We start from the raw sequence: 18,571 nt of genomic DNA, 5'->3' as shown, positions 1-18,571 counted from the left end.
AAGGACGCGCCACATTATACGCATCCCGGGGATGCTCGCGGCCATCCGGGCACCGGCAGCGCGGTGCCGCTGAAACGAAGACAGGCGCACCGCCGGGGCGATGCGCCTGTAGGAAGATCAACCGTCAGTGGTGCGGAGCCACCCATCCACTCAGTTGACGGAATCCTTGAGCGCCTTGCCGGCCTTGAAGCTCGGCACCTTGGCAGCACTGATTTCGATCGGCTGGCCGGTCTGCGGGTTGCGGCCGGTGCGGGCGGCACGCTCCTTCACGGCGAAGGTACCGAAGCCCACCAGAGAGACGCTCTCGCCCTTCTTGAGGCTCTCGGCCACGGTCTCGACCATGGCGTCCAGAGCACGGGAAGCGGCTGCCTTGGGAATGTCGGCAGATGCAGCGATGGCTTCGATCAGCTCGGATTTGTTCACACTTCACCCCTTGACTGTTTCAGAAAATGACTCTAATCGACGCGACTTTTGGCTGAATAACGCGATCAAAGCATGGCGCAATTTATAGCAATGCGATGAAACACCTGTCAAGCAACCTCGCGCGCCAAACCCCATCATGTCGGGCTTTTCACGCCGACATGATGGACTTTTTATCGTTAATGCGTGCTGATCATCGAGTGTGAAGAGGCTGCGTCGTCTGGCCGCGATTCCTCGCTTGCTGCATCCGGCTTCTCTACCAGCGCCACCTCCATGACCTCGTCGATCCAGCGAACAGGCCTGATGTCGAGTGCTTCCTTGATATTGTCCGGCACCTCCTTGAGATCCCGGCGATTCTCTTCGGGCACAAGCACGATCTTTATACCACCGCGCCGCGCGGCCAGCAATTTCTCCTTCAGGCCGCCGATCGGCAGCACCTCGCCGCGCAGGTTGACCTCGCCGGTCATGGCCACGTCGCAGCGAACCGGGCGCACGGTGTAGGCCGAGATCATGGCCGTGACCATGGCGATGCCGGCACTGGGCCCGTCCTTGGGCGTGGCGCCCTCGGGCACGTGAATGTGCAGGTCCTCCTTCTCGAAGCGCTCCGGGTCGATGCCGAGCGCCAGGGCCCGGGCCCGCACCACGGTATGGGCCGCGCTCACCGACTCCTTCATGACATCGCCCAGCGAGCCGGTCTTGTTGATGCGGCCCTTGCCGGGGGTGACCACCGACTCGATGCTGAGCAGCTCGCCGCCCACCGAGGTCCAGGCCAGGCCGGTCACGCGCCCCACCTGGTCCTCCTGGTCGGCCAGGCCATAGCTGTAGCGGCGCACCCCGGCGTAGGGCTCGATATCCGCCGCCGCCAGCACCACCGGGGCCTGGGCGCCCTCCTTCGCCTCGCGCTCGAGACGCTCGCGCAGCACCTTGCGGCACACCTTGGCGATCTGTCGCTCGAGCTCGCGCACCCCGGCCTCGCGGCTGTAGTAACGAATCAGCTCGAGCAGCGCCTCGTCGGAGAAGGCCAGCTCCTCGTCCTTGAGGCCGTTGGCCTTGAGCTGCTTGGGCACCAGGTAGCGCCGGGCGATGGCCAGCTTCTCGTCCTCGGTGTAACCCGGCAGCCGGATCACCTCCATGCGGTCGAGCAGCGGCCCGGGAATGTTCATCGAGTTGGCGGTGCAGATGAACAGGGTCTCGGACAGGTCGTAGTCCAGCTCCAGGTAGTGGTCGCTGAAGGTATTGTTCTGCTCCGGATCGAGCACCTCGAGCAGCGCCGAGGCCGGGTCGCCACGATGGTCCATGCCGATCTTGTCGACCTCGTCGAGCAGGAACAGCGGGTTCTTGACGCCGGCCCTGGCCATGCGCTGGATCAGCTTGCCGGGCAGCGAGCCGATATAGGTGCGGCGGTGGCCGCGGATCTCGGACTCGTCGCGCACCCCGCCGAGCGCCAGGCGCACGTACTTGCGGTTGGTGGCCCGGGCGATGGACTGCCCCAGCGACGTCTTGCCGACCCCCGGCGGCCCCACCAGGCAGAGCACCGGGCCCTTGAGCTTCTTGACCCGCTTGTGCACAGCAAGGTACTCGAGGATCCGCGCCTTGACCTCGTCGAGGCCGTAGTGGTCCTCGTCGAGCACCTGCTGGGCATGGACCAGGTCGTGCCTGACCCGGGTGCGCTTCTTCCACGGCACCGACACCAGCCAGTCGAGATAGGAGCGCACCACCGTGGCCTCGGCCGAGGACGGCGACATCATCCTCAGCTTGCCGAGTTCCTGGTTCGCCTTGTCGGCCGCCTCCTTGGGCATGCCGGACTCCTTGATCGCCTGCTCGTACTTGTCGGCCTCGTTGGGCATGTTCTCGAGCTCGCCCATCTCCTTCTGGATGGCCTTCATCTGCTCGTTGAGGTAGTACTCGCGCTGGGACTTCTCCATCTGGTCCTTGACCCGCGAGCGGATGCGCTTCTCGACCTGCAGCAGGTCGATCTCGGACTCGATCAGCGCCATCAGGTGCTCGATGCGATCGCGCACCCGATCCATCTCCAGCAGCTGCTGCTTGTCGTCGATCTTCAGCGACAGATGGGCGCAGATGGTGTCGACCAGGCGACTCGGGTCCTCGATGCCGGAGAGCGAGTTGAGCACCTCGTTGGGCACCTTCCGGGACATCTTGACGTACTGCTCGAACTGGTTGAGCAGCACGCGCACCAGGGCCTCCTGCTCCCGGGCGGTGAGCGGTTCACTCTCGCGCAGCGACACTTCGGCCCGGCTGTAGCCGTCGTCGACCACGACGATCTCGCCGACATCGGCACGCGACGTCCCTTCGATCAGCACCTTGACGGTCCCGTCGGGCAGCTTGAGCAGTTGCATGATCTCGGCCACGGTGCCGATGGAGAACAGATCCTCCCCGTCCGGATCGTCCTTGCTGGCCTCGCGCTGGGCGACCAGAAGGACACGCTTGTCGGCGGCCATGGCCGCCTCGAGGGCCAGGATCGACTTCTCCCGGCCGACGAACAACGGAATGACCATCTGCGGGTAGACGACCACGTCCCGCAGCGGCAAAAGGGGCAGACTCAGGGTCTGTTCGGCGTTCTGCTGCATCGCAGACGTTCCTCAAACGAAATCGGGTGGATACGAACTCTTCGGATACTGGGGGAGTGGGGGCGACGCAGCGGCTTTGCAAGGCGTCTGGCGCCCGGGCGCCGGAAAAAGGAAACGGGAGCCAATCCATCACCAGAGGTGCCGGGAAGGCGCCGACAAGGGCGCCCCGCTCGGCACGTCACGGATGAATTCGCTCCCGCATCAGGCCGCTGGGCAGGCCCGGGCCTAACCGCTGGTACCGTCGCTGCGCGGCTCTTCCTGCTGCGAGTAGATCAGCAGCGGCTCGCTCTCGTCGGCGATCACCGAGGCATCGATCACCACCTTGCTCACCCCCTCCAGCGAGGGGATCTCGTACATGGTGTCGAGCAGCACCGACTCGAGGATCGAGCGCAGGCCGCGGGCACCGGTCTTGCGCGCCATGGCCTTGCCGGCCACCGCACGCAGGGCATCGTCGCGGAACTCCAGCTCGACCCCCTCCATCTCGAACAGCCTGGCGTACTGCTTGATCAGCGAGTTCTTGGGCTCGGTGAGGATCTGGATCAGGGCATCCTCGGTGAGCTCGGTGAGGGTCGCGATGACCGGCAGGCGACCGACGAACTCGGGGATCAGGCCGAACTTGACCAGGTCCTCGGGCTCCACGTCGGCCAGCAGGGCCCCGACGCCCTTGGCCTCGTCCTTGCTCTTGACGGTGGCGTTGAAGCCGATGCCGCCCTTCTCGGCGCGATCGCGGATCACCTTGTCCAGCCCGGCGAAGGCACCGCCGACGATGAACAGGATGTTGCCGGTGTCGACCTGCAGGAACTCCTGCTGCGGGTGCTTGCGCCCTCCCTGGGGGGGCACCGAGGCGGTGGTGCCCTCGATCAGCTTGAGCAGCGCCTGCTGCACCCCCTCGCCCGAGACGTCGCGGGTGATGGAGGGGTTGTCCGACTTGCGCGAGATCTTGTCGATCTCGTCGATGTAGACGATGCCGCGCTGGGCCTTCTCCACATCGTAGTCGCACTTCTGCAGCAGCTTCTGGATGATGTTCTCGACATCCTCGCCGACATAGCCCGCCTCGGTGAGGGTGGTGGCATCGGCGATGGTGAAGGGCACGTTGAGCAGCCGCGCCAGGGTCTCGGCCAGCAGGGTCTTGCCGCTGCCGGTGGGGCCGATCAGCAGGATGTTCGACTTGCCGAGCTCGACGTCGTCACCCTTCACGTCGGAGCGCAGGCGCTTGTAGTGGTTGTAGACCGCCACGGACAGCACCATCTTGGCGCGGTCCTGGCCGATCACGTAATCATCGAGGGTGTGACGAATCTCGCGGGGAACCGGCAGACGCTCCTCGTCGCTCTCGGCATCGGCATCGAGAACTTCCTCGCGAATGATGTCGTTGCACAGGTCGACACACTCATCGCAGATATAGACGGACGGGCCGGCAATCAGCTTGCGCACCTCGTTCTGGTTCTTGCCGCAGAACGAGCAGTAGAGCAGCTTGCCGCCTTCGTCCTTGCCTTTGCCGTCGGCCATTCGCGTACCTCTCTCGCTTCGGCGGCCAGCTGCCGCCGTGTTCTCGACGGCGGCCAGTGGCCGCCGGGAATCATGTCAATCGCGCGTGCATCGAGCGTGCGTGGATAGGTTTCACGCTATCAGGATGTCGGCCGCTTATCCAGCACGGCATCGATCAGGCCATACTCGGCGGCCTGGCCGCCGTCCATGAAGTTGTCGCGGTCGGTATCCCGGGCGATGGTCTCGAAGTCCTGGCCGGTGTGGTGCGCCAGGATCTGGTTGAGCCTGTCGCGGATACCGAGGATCTCGCGGGTATGGATCTCGATGTCCGAGGCCTGGCCCTGGTAGCCGCCCAGCGGCTGGTGGATCATCATCCGCGAGTTGGGCAGGCAGAACCGCTTGCCCGCCGCCCCCCCGGCCAGCAGCAGCGCGCCCATGCTCGCCGCCTGACCGATGCAGACGGTGGAGACGTCGGGCTTGACGAACTGCATGGTGTCGTAGATCGACATGCCGGCGGTGACGCCCCCGCCCGGGGAGTTGATGTAGAGGTGGATGTCCTTGTCCGGGTTCTCGGACTCCAGGAACAGCAGCTGCGCCACGATCAGGTTGGCCATGTAATCTTCCACCGGACCCACCAGGAAGATCACACGCTCCTTGAGCAGGCGGGAATAGATGTCATAAGCCCGCTCGCCGCGCGCGCTCTGCTCGACCACCATCGGCACCAGGCCGCCGGTGTTGCGAATATCGAACTCGTTGCTCATTTGTGTGATGTCCTTGCATCCGATGAATGGAAGCGTAACGTCCCGCCGGCAGCGCCGGCGGGGAAGAAGCCCGGGGAGAGGGTGATCAGGCCTTGCTCTCCTCGCCGTTCTCCTCGGCTTCCTCGGTTGCCTCGCTCTCTTCGGCCTCGTCGCTCTCGGCCTGCTGCTGGGCAGCGGCCAGCACCTCCTGGTAGCTCATCTCCACATCCTTGACGGTGGCCTGCTCGAGCAGCTGGTCGACGGCCTTCTCTTCGAGGATAGCGGACTTGACCTGGGTCTTGAGCTGATCGTTGCCGAGATAGTGCTCGACCACCTGCTCCGGCTCCTGGTACTGCTCGGCCAGCTCCTCGACCTTGGCCTTGATCTCGTCGTCGGAGGCGTCGAGCTCGTGGGACTTGATCACCTCGGCCAGCAACAGGCCGACCTGCACGCGGCTCTTCGCCTGCTCGGCGAACAGCTCATCGGGCAGCTGGGAGACGTCGAAGTCCTCGCCCAGGCCGAACTGCTGGGCCGCCTGGCGCTTGAGGCCGTCGGTCTCCTGCTGCACCAGCGACTGGGGCACCGGGATGTCGTTGGCCTTCTGGAGCGCCTCGAGCACCTGCTGCTTGACGCGGTTTTCCACCGCCTGGCTCGCCTCGCGGGTCATGTTGCTGGTGACCTCGGTGCGGAACTTCTCCAGGTCGCCGTCCTCGACACCGAACTTCTTGACGAACTCGGCATCCACCTCCGGCAGGGTCTGGGCACTGACCTGGTGCACCTTGACCTTGAAGGTCGCTTCCTGGCCCGCCAGGTTCTCGGCCTGGTAGTCCTCGGGGAAGGTGACCTTGAGTTCCTTCTCCTCACCGGCGCTGGCGCCGACCAGCTGCTCCTCGAAACCGGGAATGAAGCTGCCGGACCCCAGCACCAGGCTATGCCCTTCGGCGCTGCCGCCCTCGAAGGGCTCGTCGCCCAGGAAGCCCTGGAAGTCGATGGTCACCTGGTCGCCATCCTCGGCGGCACGCTCCACCGCTTCCCAGGCGGCGTTCTGCTTGCGCAGGGTCTCGACCATCTCGTCGACATCCGCCTCGGTCACCTCGACCACCGGACGCTCGACTTCGGTGCCCTCGATGGAAGCCAGCTCTATCTCTGGGTAGACCTCCAGAGTGGCGGTGAATTCCAGATCCTTGCCCGATTCGTTGACGGTGGCTTCGATCTGCGGGAAGCCGGCAGGGTTGAGGTTCTCCTCGGTGATGGCACGCACATAGCGCTCGCGCATCACCTCGCCCACCACCTCGTTGCGCACGTCGTGGCCGTAGCGCTGACGAATCACCGACATCGGCACCTTGCCCTTGCGGAAGCCGTCCATGCGAACGTTCTTGGCGGCGTCCTTGAGACGGGCGGCGACGGCCTCGTCGATCTCGGCGGCCGGCACCTGCACGGTGATGCGGCGTTCGATCTGGGAGGTCGTATCGACGGAAACTTGCATGAATTGTCCTCTACCGACTGGGGGCGTTCTGATGAAAGCGTGAATAGGGTCAAGGGGGAGATTCTAAGAATCCCGCCCGGTACTGGCAAGCACCATACCCGGCAAATGGGGGCACGGGGGCGCATTGCAAGGCATACCGGCGAAAAAGATCGGGGCGAAATGGCGCCACCGGCGGCGACTCGAAGGGGCCAAAGGACAGCAAACAGAAAAGCCGGAGTGCCGAAGGGCAGCAAACAGAAAAGCCGGAGTGCCGAAGGGCAGCCCGTACTCGGATGAACCAGAAAAAAGATGATCGGCTATGGTACAGAAAAGACGAGGAACCGGGACCTGTCAAGGGGTGGGGTGGATGATGGGGATCGAACCCACGACCACCGGAGCCACAATCCGGGGCTCTACCACTGAGCTACATCCACCACTGCCTTGATTGCCTGATACGACAACTGCCCGCGTCGGAATGGGGTGGATGATGGGGATCGAACCCACGACCACCGGAGCCACAATCCGGGGCTCTACCACTGAGCTACATCCACCATTTCGACACTGCTCGACCGAGACTCGCCGCCACCGCAGGTGGCGCGCCCAGCAGGACTCGAACCTGCAACCTACGGCTTAGAAGGCCGTTGCTCTATCCGATTGAGCTATAGGCGCATTCTACGTTCCAGGCCACATGACCGCAACCTCTGAATGAAAAATAAAGCAATTCAATCAACAAGTTGTGGTCGGGGTGGAGGGATTCGAACCCCCGACATCCTGCTCCCAAAGCAGGCGCGCTACCAGACTGCGCTACACCCCGCCGGTGATCAGGCGGCCCTGGCGCCGCCGCAGGGGCCTCGCCAAGCGCTGCGTATTCTACGGAACTTTCCCCCGGGGTCAAGTGCAAACGGCGTCACGCCGGGCCTCGACGCTTTGCCTCGGCGTCCTGTCATGCGAAAATCGGCTGCCTTCTGCTCACGCGGACATCGCAGCCGTCCGCGCCGCCCACCGTTCACCACCAGGGGAAGTTCGATGACAGCCCAACTGATCGATGGCAAGGCCATTGCCGCCCGAGTCCGCCAGCAGGTCGCCCGCCAGGTGCAGGTGCGCCACGACGCCGGTGCTCGTACCCCGGGCCTGGCCGTGGTGCTGGTGGGCGAGGACCCCGCCTCCGCCGTCTACGTGCGCAACAAGCAAAACGCCTGCGTGGAGGCGGGTATCGAGTCCTTCCGCCACCAGCTGCCGGCCACGACCTCCCAGCAGGAGCTCGAGGTCCTGGTCGACCGCCTCAACGCCGACCCGCGGATCGACGGCATCCTGGTCCAGCTGCCGCTGCCCGAACACCTGGATGCCCGGCCGATCCTCGAGCGCATCCTTCCCCACAAGGATGTCGACGGCTTCCACCCCTACAACCTGGGGCGCCTGGCCCAGCGTCTGCCGATGCTGCGCCCCTGCACCCCCAAGGGAGTGATAACCCTGCTGCAGGAGAGTGGCCTCAAGGTGCGCGGCCTGGACGCCACCGTGGTGGGCGCCTCCAACATCGTCGGTCGTCCCATGGCGCTGGAGCTGATGCTCGCCGGCTGCACCACCACCGTCTGCCACCGCTTCACCCGCCACCTCGAGGAGCATGTCCGGCGCGCCGAGCTGCTGGTGGTGGCGGTGGGCCAGCCGGGGCTGGTCAAGGGCGAATGGGTGAGGGACGGCGCCATCGTCATCGACGTGGGCATCAACCGCGAGGAGGACGGCCGCCTGGTGGGCGACGTGGAGTTCGAGCCGGCGGCCGAGCGCGCCAGTTGGATCACCCCGGTGCCCGGCGGGGTCGGCCCCATGACCGTGGCCTCGCTGCTCGAGAACACCCTGGTCGCGGCGGAACTGCACGACGCCATGGCGGCCGGCCACCAGCCCGCCTGAGCCGGCCGGCACATGCACACCGGCGCGCAGTCGGCTAGAATGCGCACCCCACTTTCCCGAGACGTCCACCCACCGGAACGCGAGGCCATCGATGAGCGACAAGATGAACGTGGAAAGCTTCAACCTGGATCACACCAAGGTGAAGGCCCCCTATGTCCGCCTGGCCGACATCAAGACCGGCCTGAACGGCGACCGTATCCACAAGTACGACATGCGGATCTGCCAGCCCAACCGGGAGCACATGGAGATGCCGGCGCTGCACTCCCTGGAGCACCTGATGGCGGAGCTGTCGCGCAACCATTCCGATCGCATCGTCGACATCAGCCCCATGGGCTGCCAGACCGGCTTCTACGTGGCGCTGATCAACCACGACGACTACGACGACGTGCTGACCCTGCTGCAGAAGACCCTCGAGGACGTGCTGGTCGCCGACGAGGTGCCGGCCTGCAACGAGATGCAGTGCGGCTGGGCCGCCAGCCACAGCCTGGAAGGCGCCAAGGCCATCGCGCAGGGCTTCCTCGACAAGCGCCACGAGTGGACGGACGTCTTCGCATGAAACGGATCGGCATCATCGGCGCCATGGCCCAGGAGGTCGAGCACCTCGCCTCCCTGCTGGAAGACCGGCGTACCCGCTCCCATGTCGGCTGCACCTTCCACCAGGGACACCTCCGCGGGGTCGAAGTGGTGATCCTGCAATCCGGTATCGGCAAGGTGAACGCCGCCGTCGGCACCACCCTGCTGCTCGATCTCTACCGGCCCGAGGCGATCATCAACACCGGCTCGGCCGGTGGCTTCGGGGAAGGCCTCGAGATCGGCGATATCGTGGTCTCCAGCGAGGTACGCCACCACGACGTCGACGCCGTGGTATTCGGCTACGAGCACGGCCAGGTGCCCCGGATGCCCGCCGCCTACCTGCCGGACGACCGCCTGGTGACGGTCGCACGGGAGTGCGTCGAGTCCCTCGGCGAGGTGCACGTGGTCGAGGGCCTGATCGCCACCGGCGACGTCTTCATGGCCTGCCCCGAGCTGGTCTCGAGGACCCGCACGCGCTTTCCCACCATGCTCGCCGCCGAGATGGAGGCCGCGGCCATCGCCCAGACTTGCCACCTCTATGGCTGCCCCTTCGTGGTGATCCGCTCGCTCTCCGACATCGCCGGCGGCGGCGACAACCACCTCTCCTTCGAGCAGTTCCTGGAAAAGGCCGCCGATCACTCGGCCCGCATGGTCGAAGCGATGGTCGCGCGCCTGGCCAGCCCGGTTGCCCAGGCGAGCCCGCAGCCGGTCGCCGGCCAGGTATAGGGCATAGGCAGTGGGAGGCCCTCCGGGATCAGACCCGGGCCTCCCCGCGAATATCCCGACGATGGCAGCACGTTCGCCGAAAAAGCGCCGAGGCCGCCCCTATGGGGTCAGACCCCGGCGGTGTCGACTCCGCTCGCCAAGTGCATGGTGACAGGCCTGGTAACTCGGCCGGGGTCTGACCCCATAGGGCCTCCCAGCGCTGGTAAGCCACCAGCAGCTCAGTCGCGCAGCTTCCACTCCAGGGTCTCGCCGGCCATCAGCGGCACGATGCGCTGGTCGCCGGCGTAGGGCAGCGATTCGGGCAGGGTCCAGGGCTCGCGCACCAGGGTGACGCGGTCGGCGTTGCGCGCCACGCCGTAGAAGTCCGGGCCGAAGTGGCTGGCGAAGCCCTCGAGACGCTCCAGGGCACCGGCCTGCTCGAACGCCGTGGCGTAGAGCTCGATGGCCGCCGGGGCGGTATAGGCACCGGCACAGCCGCAGGCACTCTCCTTGTCGCCTCGGGCATGGGGGGCGCTGTCGGTGCCGAGGAAGAACTTGGGGTTCCCCGAGGTGGCCGCCGCCAGCAGCGCCTCGCGATGGCGTTCGCGCTTGAGGATCGGCAGGCAGTAGTAGTGCGGGCGAATGCCCCCCACCAGCATGTGGTTGCGGTTGAACAGCAGATGGTGGGCGGTGATGGTGGCCCCCACAGTGGCCGGGGCCGCGGCGACGAACTCGGCGGCATCGGCCGTGGTGATATGCTCGAACACCACCCTGAGGTCCGGATGGCGCTCCAGCAGCGGCTTCATGACCCGCTCGATGAACACCGCCTCGCGATCGAAGATGTCGATCTCGGCGCTGGTCACCTCGCCATGCACCAGCAGCGGCATGCCCAGGCGCGCCATGGCGGCAACGGCCGCGTCGCAGTGGGCCAGGTCGGTGACGCCGGAGTCGGAATTGGTGGTGGCCCCGGCGGGATAGAGCTTCACCGCCTGCACGAGGCCGCTGGCCGCGGCCCGCTCGATCTCCTCGGCCGGCGTGTTGTCGGTGAGGTAGAGCGTCATCAGCGGCTCGAAGCGGCTGCCCTCGGGCAGGGCCGCCAGGATCCGGTCGCGGTACGCCCGGGCCTGCTCGGTGCTGGTCACCGGCGGCTTGAGGTTGGGCATGATGATGGCACGCCCCATCTGACGGGCGGTGGCGGCCACCACCGCGGCGAGTGCCTCGCCGTCGCGCAGGTGCAGGTGCCAGTCGTCGGGGCGGGTCAGGGAGATCGAAGTCACGGCGCGTCCTGTATCGGCAAGTGGATCGTCGGTCGCGCCAGTATACCGCAAGGGGCAGCGGCCGGGCGCCACGGGTTGCGATGCCCCTTCACCACCGGGAAAATTGCCGTATCATGCCGGCAGATCCATCGAGGGAGACAACATGCCGAAGGTGCGTCACTACGCCGACCTGGTCGCCACTCTGGCCGGGCTCATGTGGCTGGCAGTGTTCTGGTCGGTCAGCGCCTCCGCCCGGATCGGCAGCCTCGAGCCCACCCTGGCCGCGGTGCTGGCGCTCGGCAGCATGATCCTGGTGAGCTTCGTGCACCGCCCCATCCGGGTCCTGCTGGGTCGCTACCACGTGCGCAAGCGGCGTACCGAGATGTGGATGCACATCCTTGCCCTGCCGCTCACCCTGGCCTTCCTCATCGCCATCGTCATCGAGACCCTGTTCACCCCGCTCGACGGTGCCCAGAAGATGCTGCTGTTCAACGTGCTCGCCACCTCCGGCTGGGGCGTCTTCGTGCTGACCCTGCTGGGCAAGTGGCTCATCCACCGCTTCAACGCCCGCCGACAGGGCCGCGCCTGATTCAGAAACGGTCGGCGCGAAAGGGCGTCATCTCCACCACGGGCGGCTCCCCTTCCATCATCTCGGCCAACAGGCGCCCCGTGGCCGGGCCCAGGGTGAACCCCTGGTGGCCGTGGCCGAAGGCGAACCACAGGCCATCATGGCGCGGTGCCGGGCCGATCACTGGTTTCATGTCCGGCAGACAGGGCCGCGCCCCCTTCCAGGGCTCGTCGTCGAGGCGTTTTCCCAGGGCAGGATAGAGCCGGCGGGCCACCCGCTCGGCGGCATCCAGCTGGCCATGGCGTGGCGGGGCATCCAGGCGCTCGAGCTCGGCCCCGGTGGTCAGGCGGATGCCCGCGCGCATGGGAGCCAGGATATAGCCCTCTTCGGCATCCAGCAGCCAGTGGCGCAACCACTGCCCGTCACGGGCGTCGTAATGCATGTGATAGCCGCGCTTGACGAAGGTCGGCAGCCGATAGCCCAGCGATGTCAGCCAGTCACCGGCCCAGGGGCCGAGCGCCACCACGACATCCTGCGCCTCGTGGGCACCCGCCTCGGTATCCACCCGCCAGCCCTGGCGGGTCTGGCTCACGCCCCGGATGCCGGCCTCGAGGAATTGCCCCCCCGCACGCTCGAAGTCCGCCGCATAGGCGGCGACGAGCGCCCCGGGGTCGGCCACTCCCCAGGCATTGGTCCAGTGAATGCCCCCTTCCGGCCCCTCGGCCAGTCGGGGCTCACGGCGCTGCAGCTCCGCGGCATCCATCAGGTCGTAGGTGACACCAAAGCGCTCGGCCGCATCCCGCGCCTCCTCCGCCCGGGCCTCCAGGCCCGCGCGGGTGCGATACACCTCCAGCCAGCCCTCCTTGCGCACCAGGTCGCCGGCACCGGCCGCCTCGATCATCGGCTCGTGCTCCTGGGTCGACAGGGCAATCAACGAGGCGTACTCGGGAATGATGCGCGCATGGCGAGGCGGAGCGGAATGGCGCCAGTAGCTGAACAGCGGGCCTGCCGATGCCAGTATGCCGCGCAGGCTGTAGCGGATGTCGACGCGGCGATTGGGCAGCACGGAAAGCAGCTTGCGCAGGTCGCGCGGGAAGGGATAGGGGCGTACCGCCTCGCGCTGAATCAAACCACCGTTACCGAACGAGGTTTCCCGCCCCGGCGGGTGACGGTCCACCAGCAGCACCGACCGGCCGCGGCGAACCAGGTGCCAGGCGATGGAAACACCGACCATGCCGGCTCCCAGTACGATGGTCTCGCGAGACATGCCACTTCTCCAGGTATCCAGACAAGCACTCCGACAGCCGGAGCGTGTCGGAGCCGAGCCGCCATTCTAGCAGGCTGTCGGATTCGACCCATGATCGAGACCGGGTTTCGCCGTAGGTCAGCGTTACCTCCGACGGGCTACCCGGCGCGGCGCCGCGCACCTCGGCGCAGCCAACCCCACACCGGCCATGGCATCAACGATGGTCGGCGGCATTCTGGACCTGGAGCTTGGTACGAATGAAGTCGGAATGACTGACGTGCAGCAGGTCGGCCAGGCGGCGAATGCGGTGCTCCTCAAGCGCATGCGACTCGCCATCGGCCAGCGACAGCATCCACATCGTGCGGACCAGCTCACAGCGCTGCTCATAGCCGTAGTGCTGCTTGGCGAGGCTGACGAACTGGTAGTGATCGACGGCCTGCTCGGCCTCCTCCCTGGCCAGGGACATCAACTCGTCGAGGGCCGCATCTTCCAGTGCGAAGCGCTGCTGCAACTGCCGACGCAGCAGGGCCAGCTCGCTGTCGTCGAGATGGTAGTCGGCCCGCGCCACCTCGAAGAGCAGCGCCGCCGTGGCCAATTCCAGGGTGGGGGCCGGACCGCCGGCGGTGTCGGGTTCGGCCAGGGCCTGCTGGAAGAAACGCTGGATACTCTCGAGCATATCGGGCTCCCTGCAAGAACATGCTGCTCTGACACGTGGCGGTCGCGGGCGTTCACGTAAGTGTTGGGGTCAGACCCCTCAGCCAACTTTGGGGTCTGACCCCACAGGATACTTCACCGTTCACCCTTCCATCGCCACTATGCGAAAGTAACCCTTGGCCATTCGACGTTCAGCGACCGGAGACCTCATGCCCCGCTACCCCGACCATCTGCTAGGCGACGGCCCGACCAACCCCTTCCCGGGGGTGCGTGTGCTCGAGCGTCGCCTGGGCCGCGAGATTCCCCACCAGCTGGGCTCCAACGAGGGCCTCGACATGCCCCACCGCGCCCTGCGCGCCCACTTCGGCGATGCCATGGCCGCCCATGTCTACAGTTACGGCGACGCCGAGGCCCTGGGCATTCGCCAGCGCCTGGCCGACCAGCAGCACATCCCCCTCGAGGCGCTGCTGGTCGATGCCGGGGCCGACAGCCTGATCGCCCTGGCCCTGCGCGCCGTGGCCGAGCCCGGCCTGAGCGTGGTCGGCACCGCCGGCACCTACCCCACCTTCGGCTACTTCGCCCGCGGCCAGGGCTGCCGCCTGGTGGAAGTGCCCTACGACGAGGGGCCGGGCCGCCTCGCCCCGGACCTCGAGGCCCTGGCGCGCGCCGCCCACGAGCACGACGCCCGGCTCGTCTACCTGGCCAACCCCGACAACCCCAGCGGGCACCTGCACGATGACGACGCCGTGCGTGACCTGCGCGCCGAGCTGCCCGACGACTGCTGGCTGCTGCTCGACGAGGCCTACCATGACTTCCGCGACGACGCCGAGAGCCCCTTCGCCCGCGAGGTGCTCCCCGGCGTGATTCGCCTGCGCACCCTCTCCAAGGCCCATGGCCTCGCCGGCCTGCGCGTCGGCTACGCCATCGCCGAGCCGGAGACGCTGGCGGTGATGATGAAGGTGCGCATCCACTATGCGGTCTCGACGCTCTCCCAGGCCGCCGCCGAGGTGGTGCTCGACCACCCCGAGGAGAGCCGGGCCCATGTCGCCGCCGTGCTCGAACGCCGCGAGCGTCTGGCGGCGCACTTCCGCGCCCTGGGCGCCGACGTCCTGCCCAGCGCCACCAACTTCATCGGCCTGCGGCTGCCCGATGCCGAACTCGCCGGACGCATCCATGGCGAGCTACTCGATGCCGGACGCCTGATCGCCCGGCCCGCCGACCCGGCGCTGGGGCATGTGCTGCGCATCACCGCCGTCGAGGATGCCCTGGTCCCCGGCCGGCTGGCGATCCTCGAGAAGGCCCTCGAGACGCGCTGACCCCCTGCTCCTTCCCCGTTTCTGCGGTACGGTGCAGGTCATCGACGGCGGCTGGCTCAGCTGAGTGCCGCCGCGGACCAGACCCCAGACAATCCCAAGGAACCTACGCCATGAAACTGCTGCGCTTCGGCCCCAAGGGCCACGAGAAACCCGGACTGCTCGACGCCGACGGCGTGATCCGCGACCTCTCGGCCCATGTCCCCGATATCGACGGCCCCCACCTCGGCCGCGATCGCCTGACGGTGCTGGCCGGGCTCGACCCGAGCCGGCTGCCCGCGGTAGCCGCCGACACGCGGCTCGGCCCCTGCGTCGGCCGGGTCGGCAAGTTCATCGGCATCGGGCTGAACTACTCCGACCACGCCGCCGAGACCGGCGCCGAGGTGCCCGCCGAACCGGTGGTCTTCAACAAGTGGACCAGCGCCATCTGCGGCCCCGACGACGACGTGATCCTTCCCCTCGGCTCGCGGAAGACCGACTGGGAAGTCGAGCTCGGCGTGGTGATCGGCAAGGCCGGGCGCCACATCGACGAGGCCGAGGCCATGGACCACGTGGCCGGCTACTGCGTGGTCAACGACGTCTCCGAGCGGGAGTACCAGCTCGAGCGCAGCGGCACCTGGGACAAGGGCAAGGGCTGCGACACCTTCGGCCCCCTGGGCCCCTGGCTGGTCACGCCCGACGAGGTCGCCGACCCGCACCAGCTGGCCATGTGGCTCGAGGTCGACGGCCACCGCTACCAGGACGGCAGCAGCCGCACCATGGTCTTCCGCATCCCCTTCCTGATCAGCTACCTGAGCCGCTTCATGAGCCTGCAGCCGGGCGACGTCATCTCCACCGGCACCCCGCCCGGCGTGGGCATGGGCCAGCAGCCGCCGGTCTATCTCAAGCCCGGCCAGCGCATGCGCCTGGGCATCGAGGGGTTGGGCGAGCAGTGCCAGTCGGTGGTCGCCGACGAGCCCGGCTGAGCCGCACCTTGTCCATCGCCCCCTGTGGGAGCCGCGCTCTGCGGCGCTGGGCGGTCGTCTGCCCCGTTGGCGGCCACCGCCAAGGCGCCTGCCGGCGGCGTGGGACTGTGCGAGTAGGCGCAGCCTGTGTCACTGTTCGACTATATCGCCAGCATCACCATGCACCCCGGCCGCCGGCGCGGCACCGCTACCCCGAGGGAGCCGCCTGGCAGGAGGAAACCTGATGGCCTCACACGACATCACCGCCTTTCTCGATGACCTGGCGGGCCTGCTCGGCAAGCGTGGCCTTCTGCGCGACCCCGACGCCATGGCCCGCTATATCAGCGACTGGGCCGGCGACCGACTGGGCATGCCGCTGGCCGTGGCGCGCCCCGCCTCCACCGAGGAAGTCGCCGAGGTGGTAACCCTGTGCCGGCGGAACGGCATCCGCATGGTGCCCCAGGGCGGCCACACCGGCCTGGTGGCCGGCGCCCTGCCCGAGGCCGACGGCGGCGAGCTGGTGATCAGCCTCGAACGCCTGAACCGCATCCGCGAGATCGACCCGGTCAACTTCACCATGAGCGTGGACGCCGGCTGCGTGCTCGACACCGTCAAGCAGGCCGCCGCCGAGCACGACTGCGACTTCCCCCTCTCGCTCGGTGCCCAGGGCAGCTGCCAGATCGGCGGCAACATCGCCACCAACGCCGGCGGGCTCAATGTGCTGCGCCACGGCATGATGCGCCAGCTGGTGCTCGGCCTCGAGGTGGTACTGCCCGACGGCCGGATCTGGAACGGCCTCCACGCCCTGCACAAGGACAACCGCGGCTACGCCCTGGACCAGCTGCTGCTCGGCAGCGAGGGCACCCTGGGCATCGTCACCGGCGCGGTGCTCAGGCTCTGCCCCCGGCCCGAGCAGTCGCGCACCGCCCTGCTCGGCCTGCCGTCGGTGGAGGCGGTGGTCGCCCTCTACGGCCTGGCCCGGCGCGGCTGCAGCGACCTGCTCACCGCCTTCGAGCTGATCCCGAGACGCTGCATCGAGCTGGCCATGGAGGCCACGCCGTCGCTGCGCGACCCGATGGACGCCGCCCACCCCTGGTACGTGCTGATGGAGGTGGACGCCACCGGCCCGGTGGATCTCGACGCCATGGTCGAGCAGCTGGTGGAGAGGGGCCTGGAGGGCGGCCTGATCCTCGACGGCGTGCTGGCCGCCAGCGAGGCCCAGGCGCAGCAGCTGTGGCAGTTCCGCGAGAGCATGCTCGAGGGCCAGCGCCGCCGCGGCGAACACCTGCGCACCGACATCTCGGTGCCGATCTCGGCGATCCCCGCCTTCGTCGAGGCCGCCGGCCGGGCGGTCACGACCGCCTCGCCCCACGCCGAGATCATCGCCTACGGCCATGTGGGCGACGGCAACCTGCACTTCAACGTCCTGCCCCCCGCCGACATGGCCGAGGCCGACAAGCGCGACCACCTGCATGACCTGGAGGAACGCATCTTCGCCGTACTCGACGGCTTCGACGGCAGCATCAGCGCCGAGCACGGCATCGGCCGCACCAAGCAGGCCGCCTACCTGGCCCGCCTCTCCCCGGTGGAGCACGAGCTCGCCGAGGGCATCAAGGCACTGTTCGACCCCGAGGGGCTGATGAATCCCGGGCGCATCCTGCCGCCCCGCTGAAGACCGCCGGGAAAACGTCTTCCGGCGCTGGCGGCCGCCGCCCAGGGGGAATGGCGCCTCACCGCCCGGGGCGCTCCAGGGCGGCGCGGGAACGGCCCTCCACCGCGGCCGCCCCCTCCCGGGCCGCCACCTCGGGCGGACGGAGCCGGGTCTCCAGCCGGCGCTCGTAGAGGCCCTTGGCCACCAGGGTGCCCAGCACCAGGCCGCCGCCGACGAAGGCCAGCGGCGCCGGCCGCTCGCCCAGCAGCCACCAGACCCAGAGCGTGCCCACCACCACCTCGAGCAGCAGCAGCAGGCCGACCTCCGCCGCCGGCAGATAGAGCGGCCCGCGCTGGAGCAGGGTCACCCCGGCCGGCACGATGAACAGGCAGAGCAGCACCACCAGCAGCAGGCGGTCGGGCGGCGGCAACGACAGGCCGCTGGTCGAGGTCACCACCAGCCCGCCCCCCACCGCGACGATCAATCCCGAGAAAGTCAGCATGGGGCTCATGTCGATCCCCGGCCGGGTGCGGCAGAGGGTGAAGTTGATCGCCAGGGTGGTGGCGGCCATCAGCGCGAAGCCGTTGCCCACCCAAGAGCCGACGCCGGCGTCGTCGACCACGATCAGCGAGATGCCGACCATGCACGCCCCGATGGCCAGCCAGGTCCGCCGCGGCAGGCGCTCCTTGAGGAAGACCCGCGACAGCGCCGCGGCGATCAGCGGCGAGCCGGCCAGAATCATCAGCACGTTGCCGCCCTTGGTGTACTGGTTGCCCAGCACGAAGCCGCAAGTGGTCAGGCCGAACAGCAGCGACACCGCGATGCCGGTCCAGCCGCAGCGCCGGTAGGCATGCCAGGTGCCCTGGCCATGCCGCGCCACCACGATCAGCAGGAATCCCAGCGCCGAGAGCAGGCCACGCCACATCAGGATCTCGGCGTCGGGCAGCCCCACCACCTTGATCAGCAGGGCATCGGGCGACATGATCAACGCCCCGCCGCCGGTCAGCAGCAGCCCCTGCTGTCGGTACGAGAGCGCCCGGAATGCGTTCAAAGGGTCC

Annotated in this window: 16 protein-coding genes and 4 tRNA genes; 7 read left to right on the top strand and 13 right to left on the bottom strand. The window is 67.7% G+C overall.

Annotated elements, in window-relative coordinates; genetic code table 11:
* Window positions 1-150: 150 nt before the first annotated feature.
* The 9 genes from CR157_RS18770 to CR157_RS18730 all read right to left on the bottom strand — a co-directional run bounded on the left by CR157_RS18770 (window position 151) and on the right by CR157_RS18730 (window position 7,512).
* The gene (locus CR157_RS18770; protein ID WP_110285067.1) at window positions 151-423 is read right to left on the bottom strand and encodes an HU family DNA-binding protein; all 273 of its coding nucleotides are present in this window, start codon (window positions 421-423) and stop codon (window positions 151-153) included.
* 176 nt (window positions 424-599) lie between these two features.
* Window positions 600-3,008, bottom strand: coding sequence for an endopeptidase La (gene lon, locus CR157_RS18765; protein ID WP_110285066.1), 2,409 nt, complete (start codon window positions 3,006-3,008; stop codon window positions 600-602).
* Between the two features lie 225 nt (window positions 3,009-3,233).
* Entirely contained in the window at window positions 3,234-4,514 is a 1,281-nt protein-coding gene (gene clpX, locus CR157_RS18760) for an ATP-dependent Clp protease ATP-binding subunit ClpX (protein WP_110285065.1), read from the bottom strand.
* A 119-nt stretch (window positions 4,515-4,633) separates the two neighbouring features.
* Entirely contained in the window at window positions 4,634-5,254 is a 621-nt protein-coding gene (gene clpP, locus CR157_RS18755) for an ATP-dependent Clp endopeptidase proteolytic subunit ClpP (protein ID WP_110285064.1), read from the bottom strand.
* Between the two features lie 85 nt (window positions 5,255-5,339).
* Window positions 5,340-6,719 carry a trigger factor gene (gene tig / locus CR157_RS18750; RefSeq protein WP_110285063.1) on the bottom strand — a complete coding sequence of 460 codons (1,380 nt, stop codon included), beginning with the start codon at window positions 6,717-6,719 and terminating at the stop codon, window positions 5,340-5,342.
* Between the two features lie 338 nt (window positions 6,720-7,057).
* A tRNA-His gene (locus CR157_RS18745) sits at window positions 7,058-7,132 on the bottom strand.
* A 42-nt stretch (window positions 7,133-7,174) separates the two neighbouring features.
* A tRNA-His gene (locus tag CR157_RS18740) sits at window positions 7,175-7,249 on the bottom strand.
* Window positions 7,250-7,290: 41 nt separating this feature from the next.
* Window positions 7,291-7,367, bottom strand: a tRNA-Arg gene (locus CR157_RS18735).
* 68 nt (window positions 7,368-7,435) lie between these two features.
* A tRNA-Pro gene (locus tag CR157_RS18730) sits at window positions 7,436-7,512 on the bottom strand.
* Window positions 7,513-7,724: 212 nt separating this feature from the next.
* Between CR157_RS18730 and folD the strand changes: the two genes are divergently transcribed.
* From folD to mtnN, 3 genes are all read left to right on the top strand, one after another.
* Window positions 7,725-8,603: a bifunctional methylenetetrahydrofolate dehydrogenase/methenyltetrahydrofolate cyclohydrolase FolD gene (folD, locus tag CR157_RS18725; protein ID WP_181422119.1), complete on the top strand. Its 879-nt coding sequence runs from the start codon at window positions 7,725-7,727 to the stop codon at window positions 8,601-8,603.
* Between the two features lie 91 nt (window positions 8,604-8,694).
* Window positions 8,695-9,159: an S-ribosylhomocysteine lyase gene (locus CR157_RS18720; RefSeq protein WP_110285061.1), complete on the top strand. Its 465-nt coding sequence runs from the start codon at window positions 8,695-8,697 to the stop codon at window positions 9,157-9,159.
* On the top strand, window positions 9,156-9,902 hold the full coding sequence (gene mtnN / locus CR157_RS18715; protein ID WP_110285060.1) for a 5'-methylthioadenosine/S-adenosylhomocysteine nucleosidase: 747 nt from the start codon (window positions 9,156-9,158) through the stop codon (window positions 9,900-9,902). Before CR157_RS18720 ends, mtnN begins: the two co-directional genes overlap by 4 nt.
* A 218-nt stretch (window positions 9,903-10,120) precedes the next feature.
* Here mtnN and pyrC read toward each other — a convergent pair whose 3' ends face one another.
* The gene (gene pyrC, locus CR157_RS18710) at window positions 10,121-11,158 is read right to left on the bottom strand and encodes a dihydroorotase (protein WP_110285059.1); all 1,038 of its coding nucleotides are present in this window, start codon (window positions 11,156-11,158) and stop codon (window positions 10,121-10,123) included.
* A 142-nt stretch (window positions 11,159-11,300) separates the two neighbouring features.
* On the opposite strand from pyrC, the gene CR157_RS18705 reads away from it, so the two are divergent.
* Complete coding sequence (locus CR157_RS18705; protein ID WP_110285058.1) at window positions 11,301-11,726, top strand: hypothetical protein; 426 nt, start codon at window positions 11,301-11,303, stop codon at window positions 11,724-11,726.
* A 1-nt stretch (window position 11,727) separates the two neighbouring features.
* Here CR157_RS18705 and CR157_RS18700 read toward each other — a convergent pair whose 3' ends face one another.
* Both CR157_RS18700 and CR157_RS18695 read right to left on the bottom strand, forming a co-directional pair.
* Window positions 11,728-12,972, bottom strand: a complete 1,245-nt coding sequence (locus tag CR157_RS18700) for an NAD(P)/FAD-dependent oxidoreductase (RefSeq protein WP_110285057.1) — start codon at window positions 12,970-12,972, stop codon at window positions 11,728-11,730.
* A 193-nt stretch (window positions 12,973-13,165) separates the two neighbouring features.
* Entirely contained in the window at window positions 13,166-13,627 is a 462-nt protein-coding gene (locus CR157_RS18695; RefSeq protein ID WP_110285056.1) for a TerB family tellurite resistance protein, read from the bottom strand.
* A gap of 187 nt (window positions 13,628-13,814) precedes the next feature.
* On the opposite strand from CR157_RS18695, the gene CR157_RS18690 reads away from it, so the two are divergent.
* The 3 genes from CR157_RS18690 to CR157_RS18680 all read left to right on the top strand — a co-directional run bounded on the left by CR157_RS18690 (window position 13,815) and on the right by CR157_RS18680 (window position 17,534).
* Entirely contained in the window at window positions 13,815-14,921 is a 1,107-nt protein-coding gene (locus tag CR157_RS18690; RefSeq protein ID WP_110285055.1) for a pyridoxal phosphate-dependent aminotransferase, read from the top strand.
* 110 nt (window positions 14,922-15,031) lie between these two features.
* Window positions 15,032-15,883, top strand: a complete 852-nt coding sequence (locus CR157_RS18685; protein ID WP_110285054.1) for a fumarylacetoacetate hydrolase family protein — start codon at window positions 15,032-15,034, stop codon at window positions 15,881-15,883.
* 223 nt (window positions 15,884-16,106) lie between these two features.
* A complete protein-coding gene (locus tag CR157_RS18680) occupies window positions 16,107-17,534 on the top strand; it encodes an FAD-binding oxidoreductase (protein WP_110285053.1) in 1,428 nt (475 codons plus the stop codon).
* Between the two features lie 58 nt (window positions 17,535-17,592).
* Here CR157_RS18680 and CR157_RS18675 read toward each other — a convergent pair whose 3' ends face one another.
* Complete coding sequence (locus tag CR157_RS18675) at window positions 17,593-18,564, bottom strand: DMT family transporter (protein WP_258364235.1); 972 nt, start codon at window positions 18,562-18,564, stop codon at window positions 17,593-17,595.
* Window positions 18,565-18,571 lie beyond the last annotated feature (7 nt).

This window comes from Halomonas sp. LBP4, from assembly GCF_003202205.1.
Classification (GTDB): domain Bacteria; phylum Pseudomonadota; class Gammaproteobacteria; order Pseudomonadales; family Halomonadaceae; genus Halomonas; species Halomonas flagellata.
Note: the sequence above shows the minus strand (reverse complement) of the source record. Positions and strands in the feature narration are given on the sequence as shown.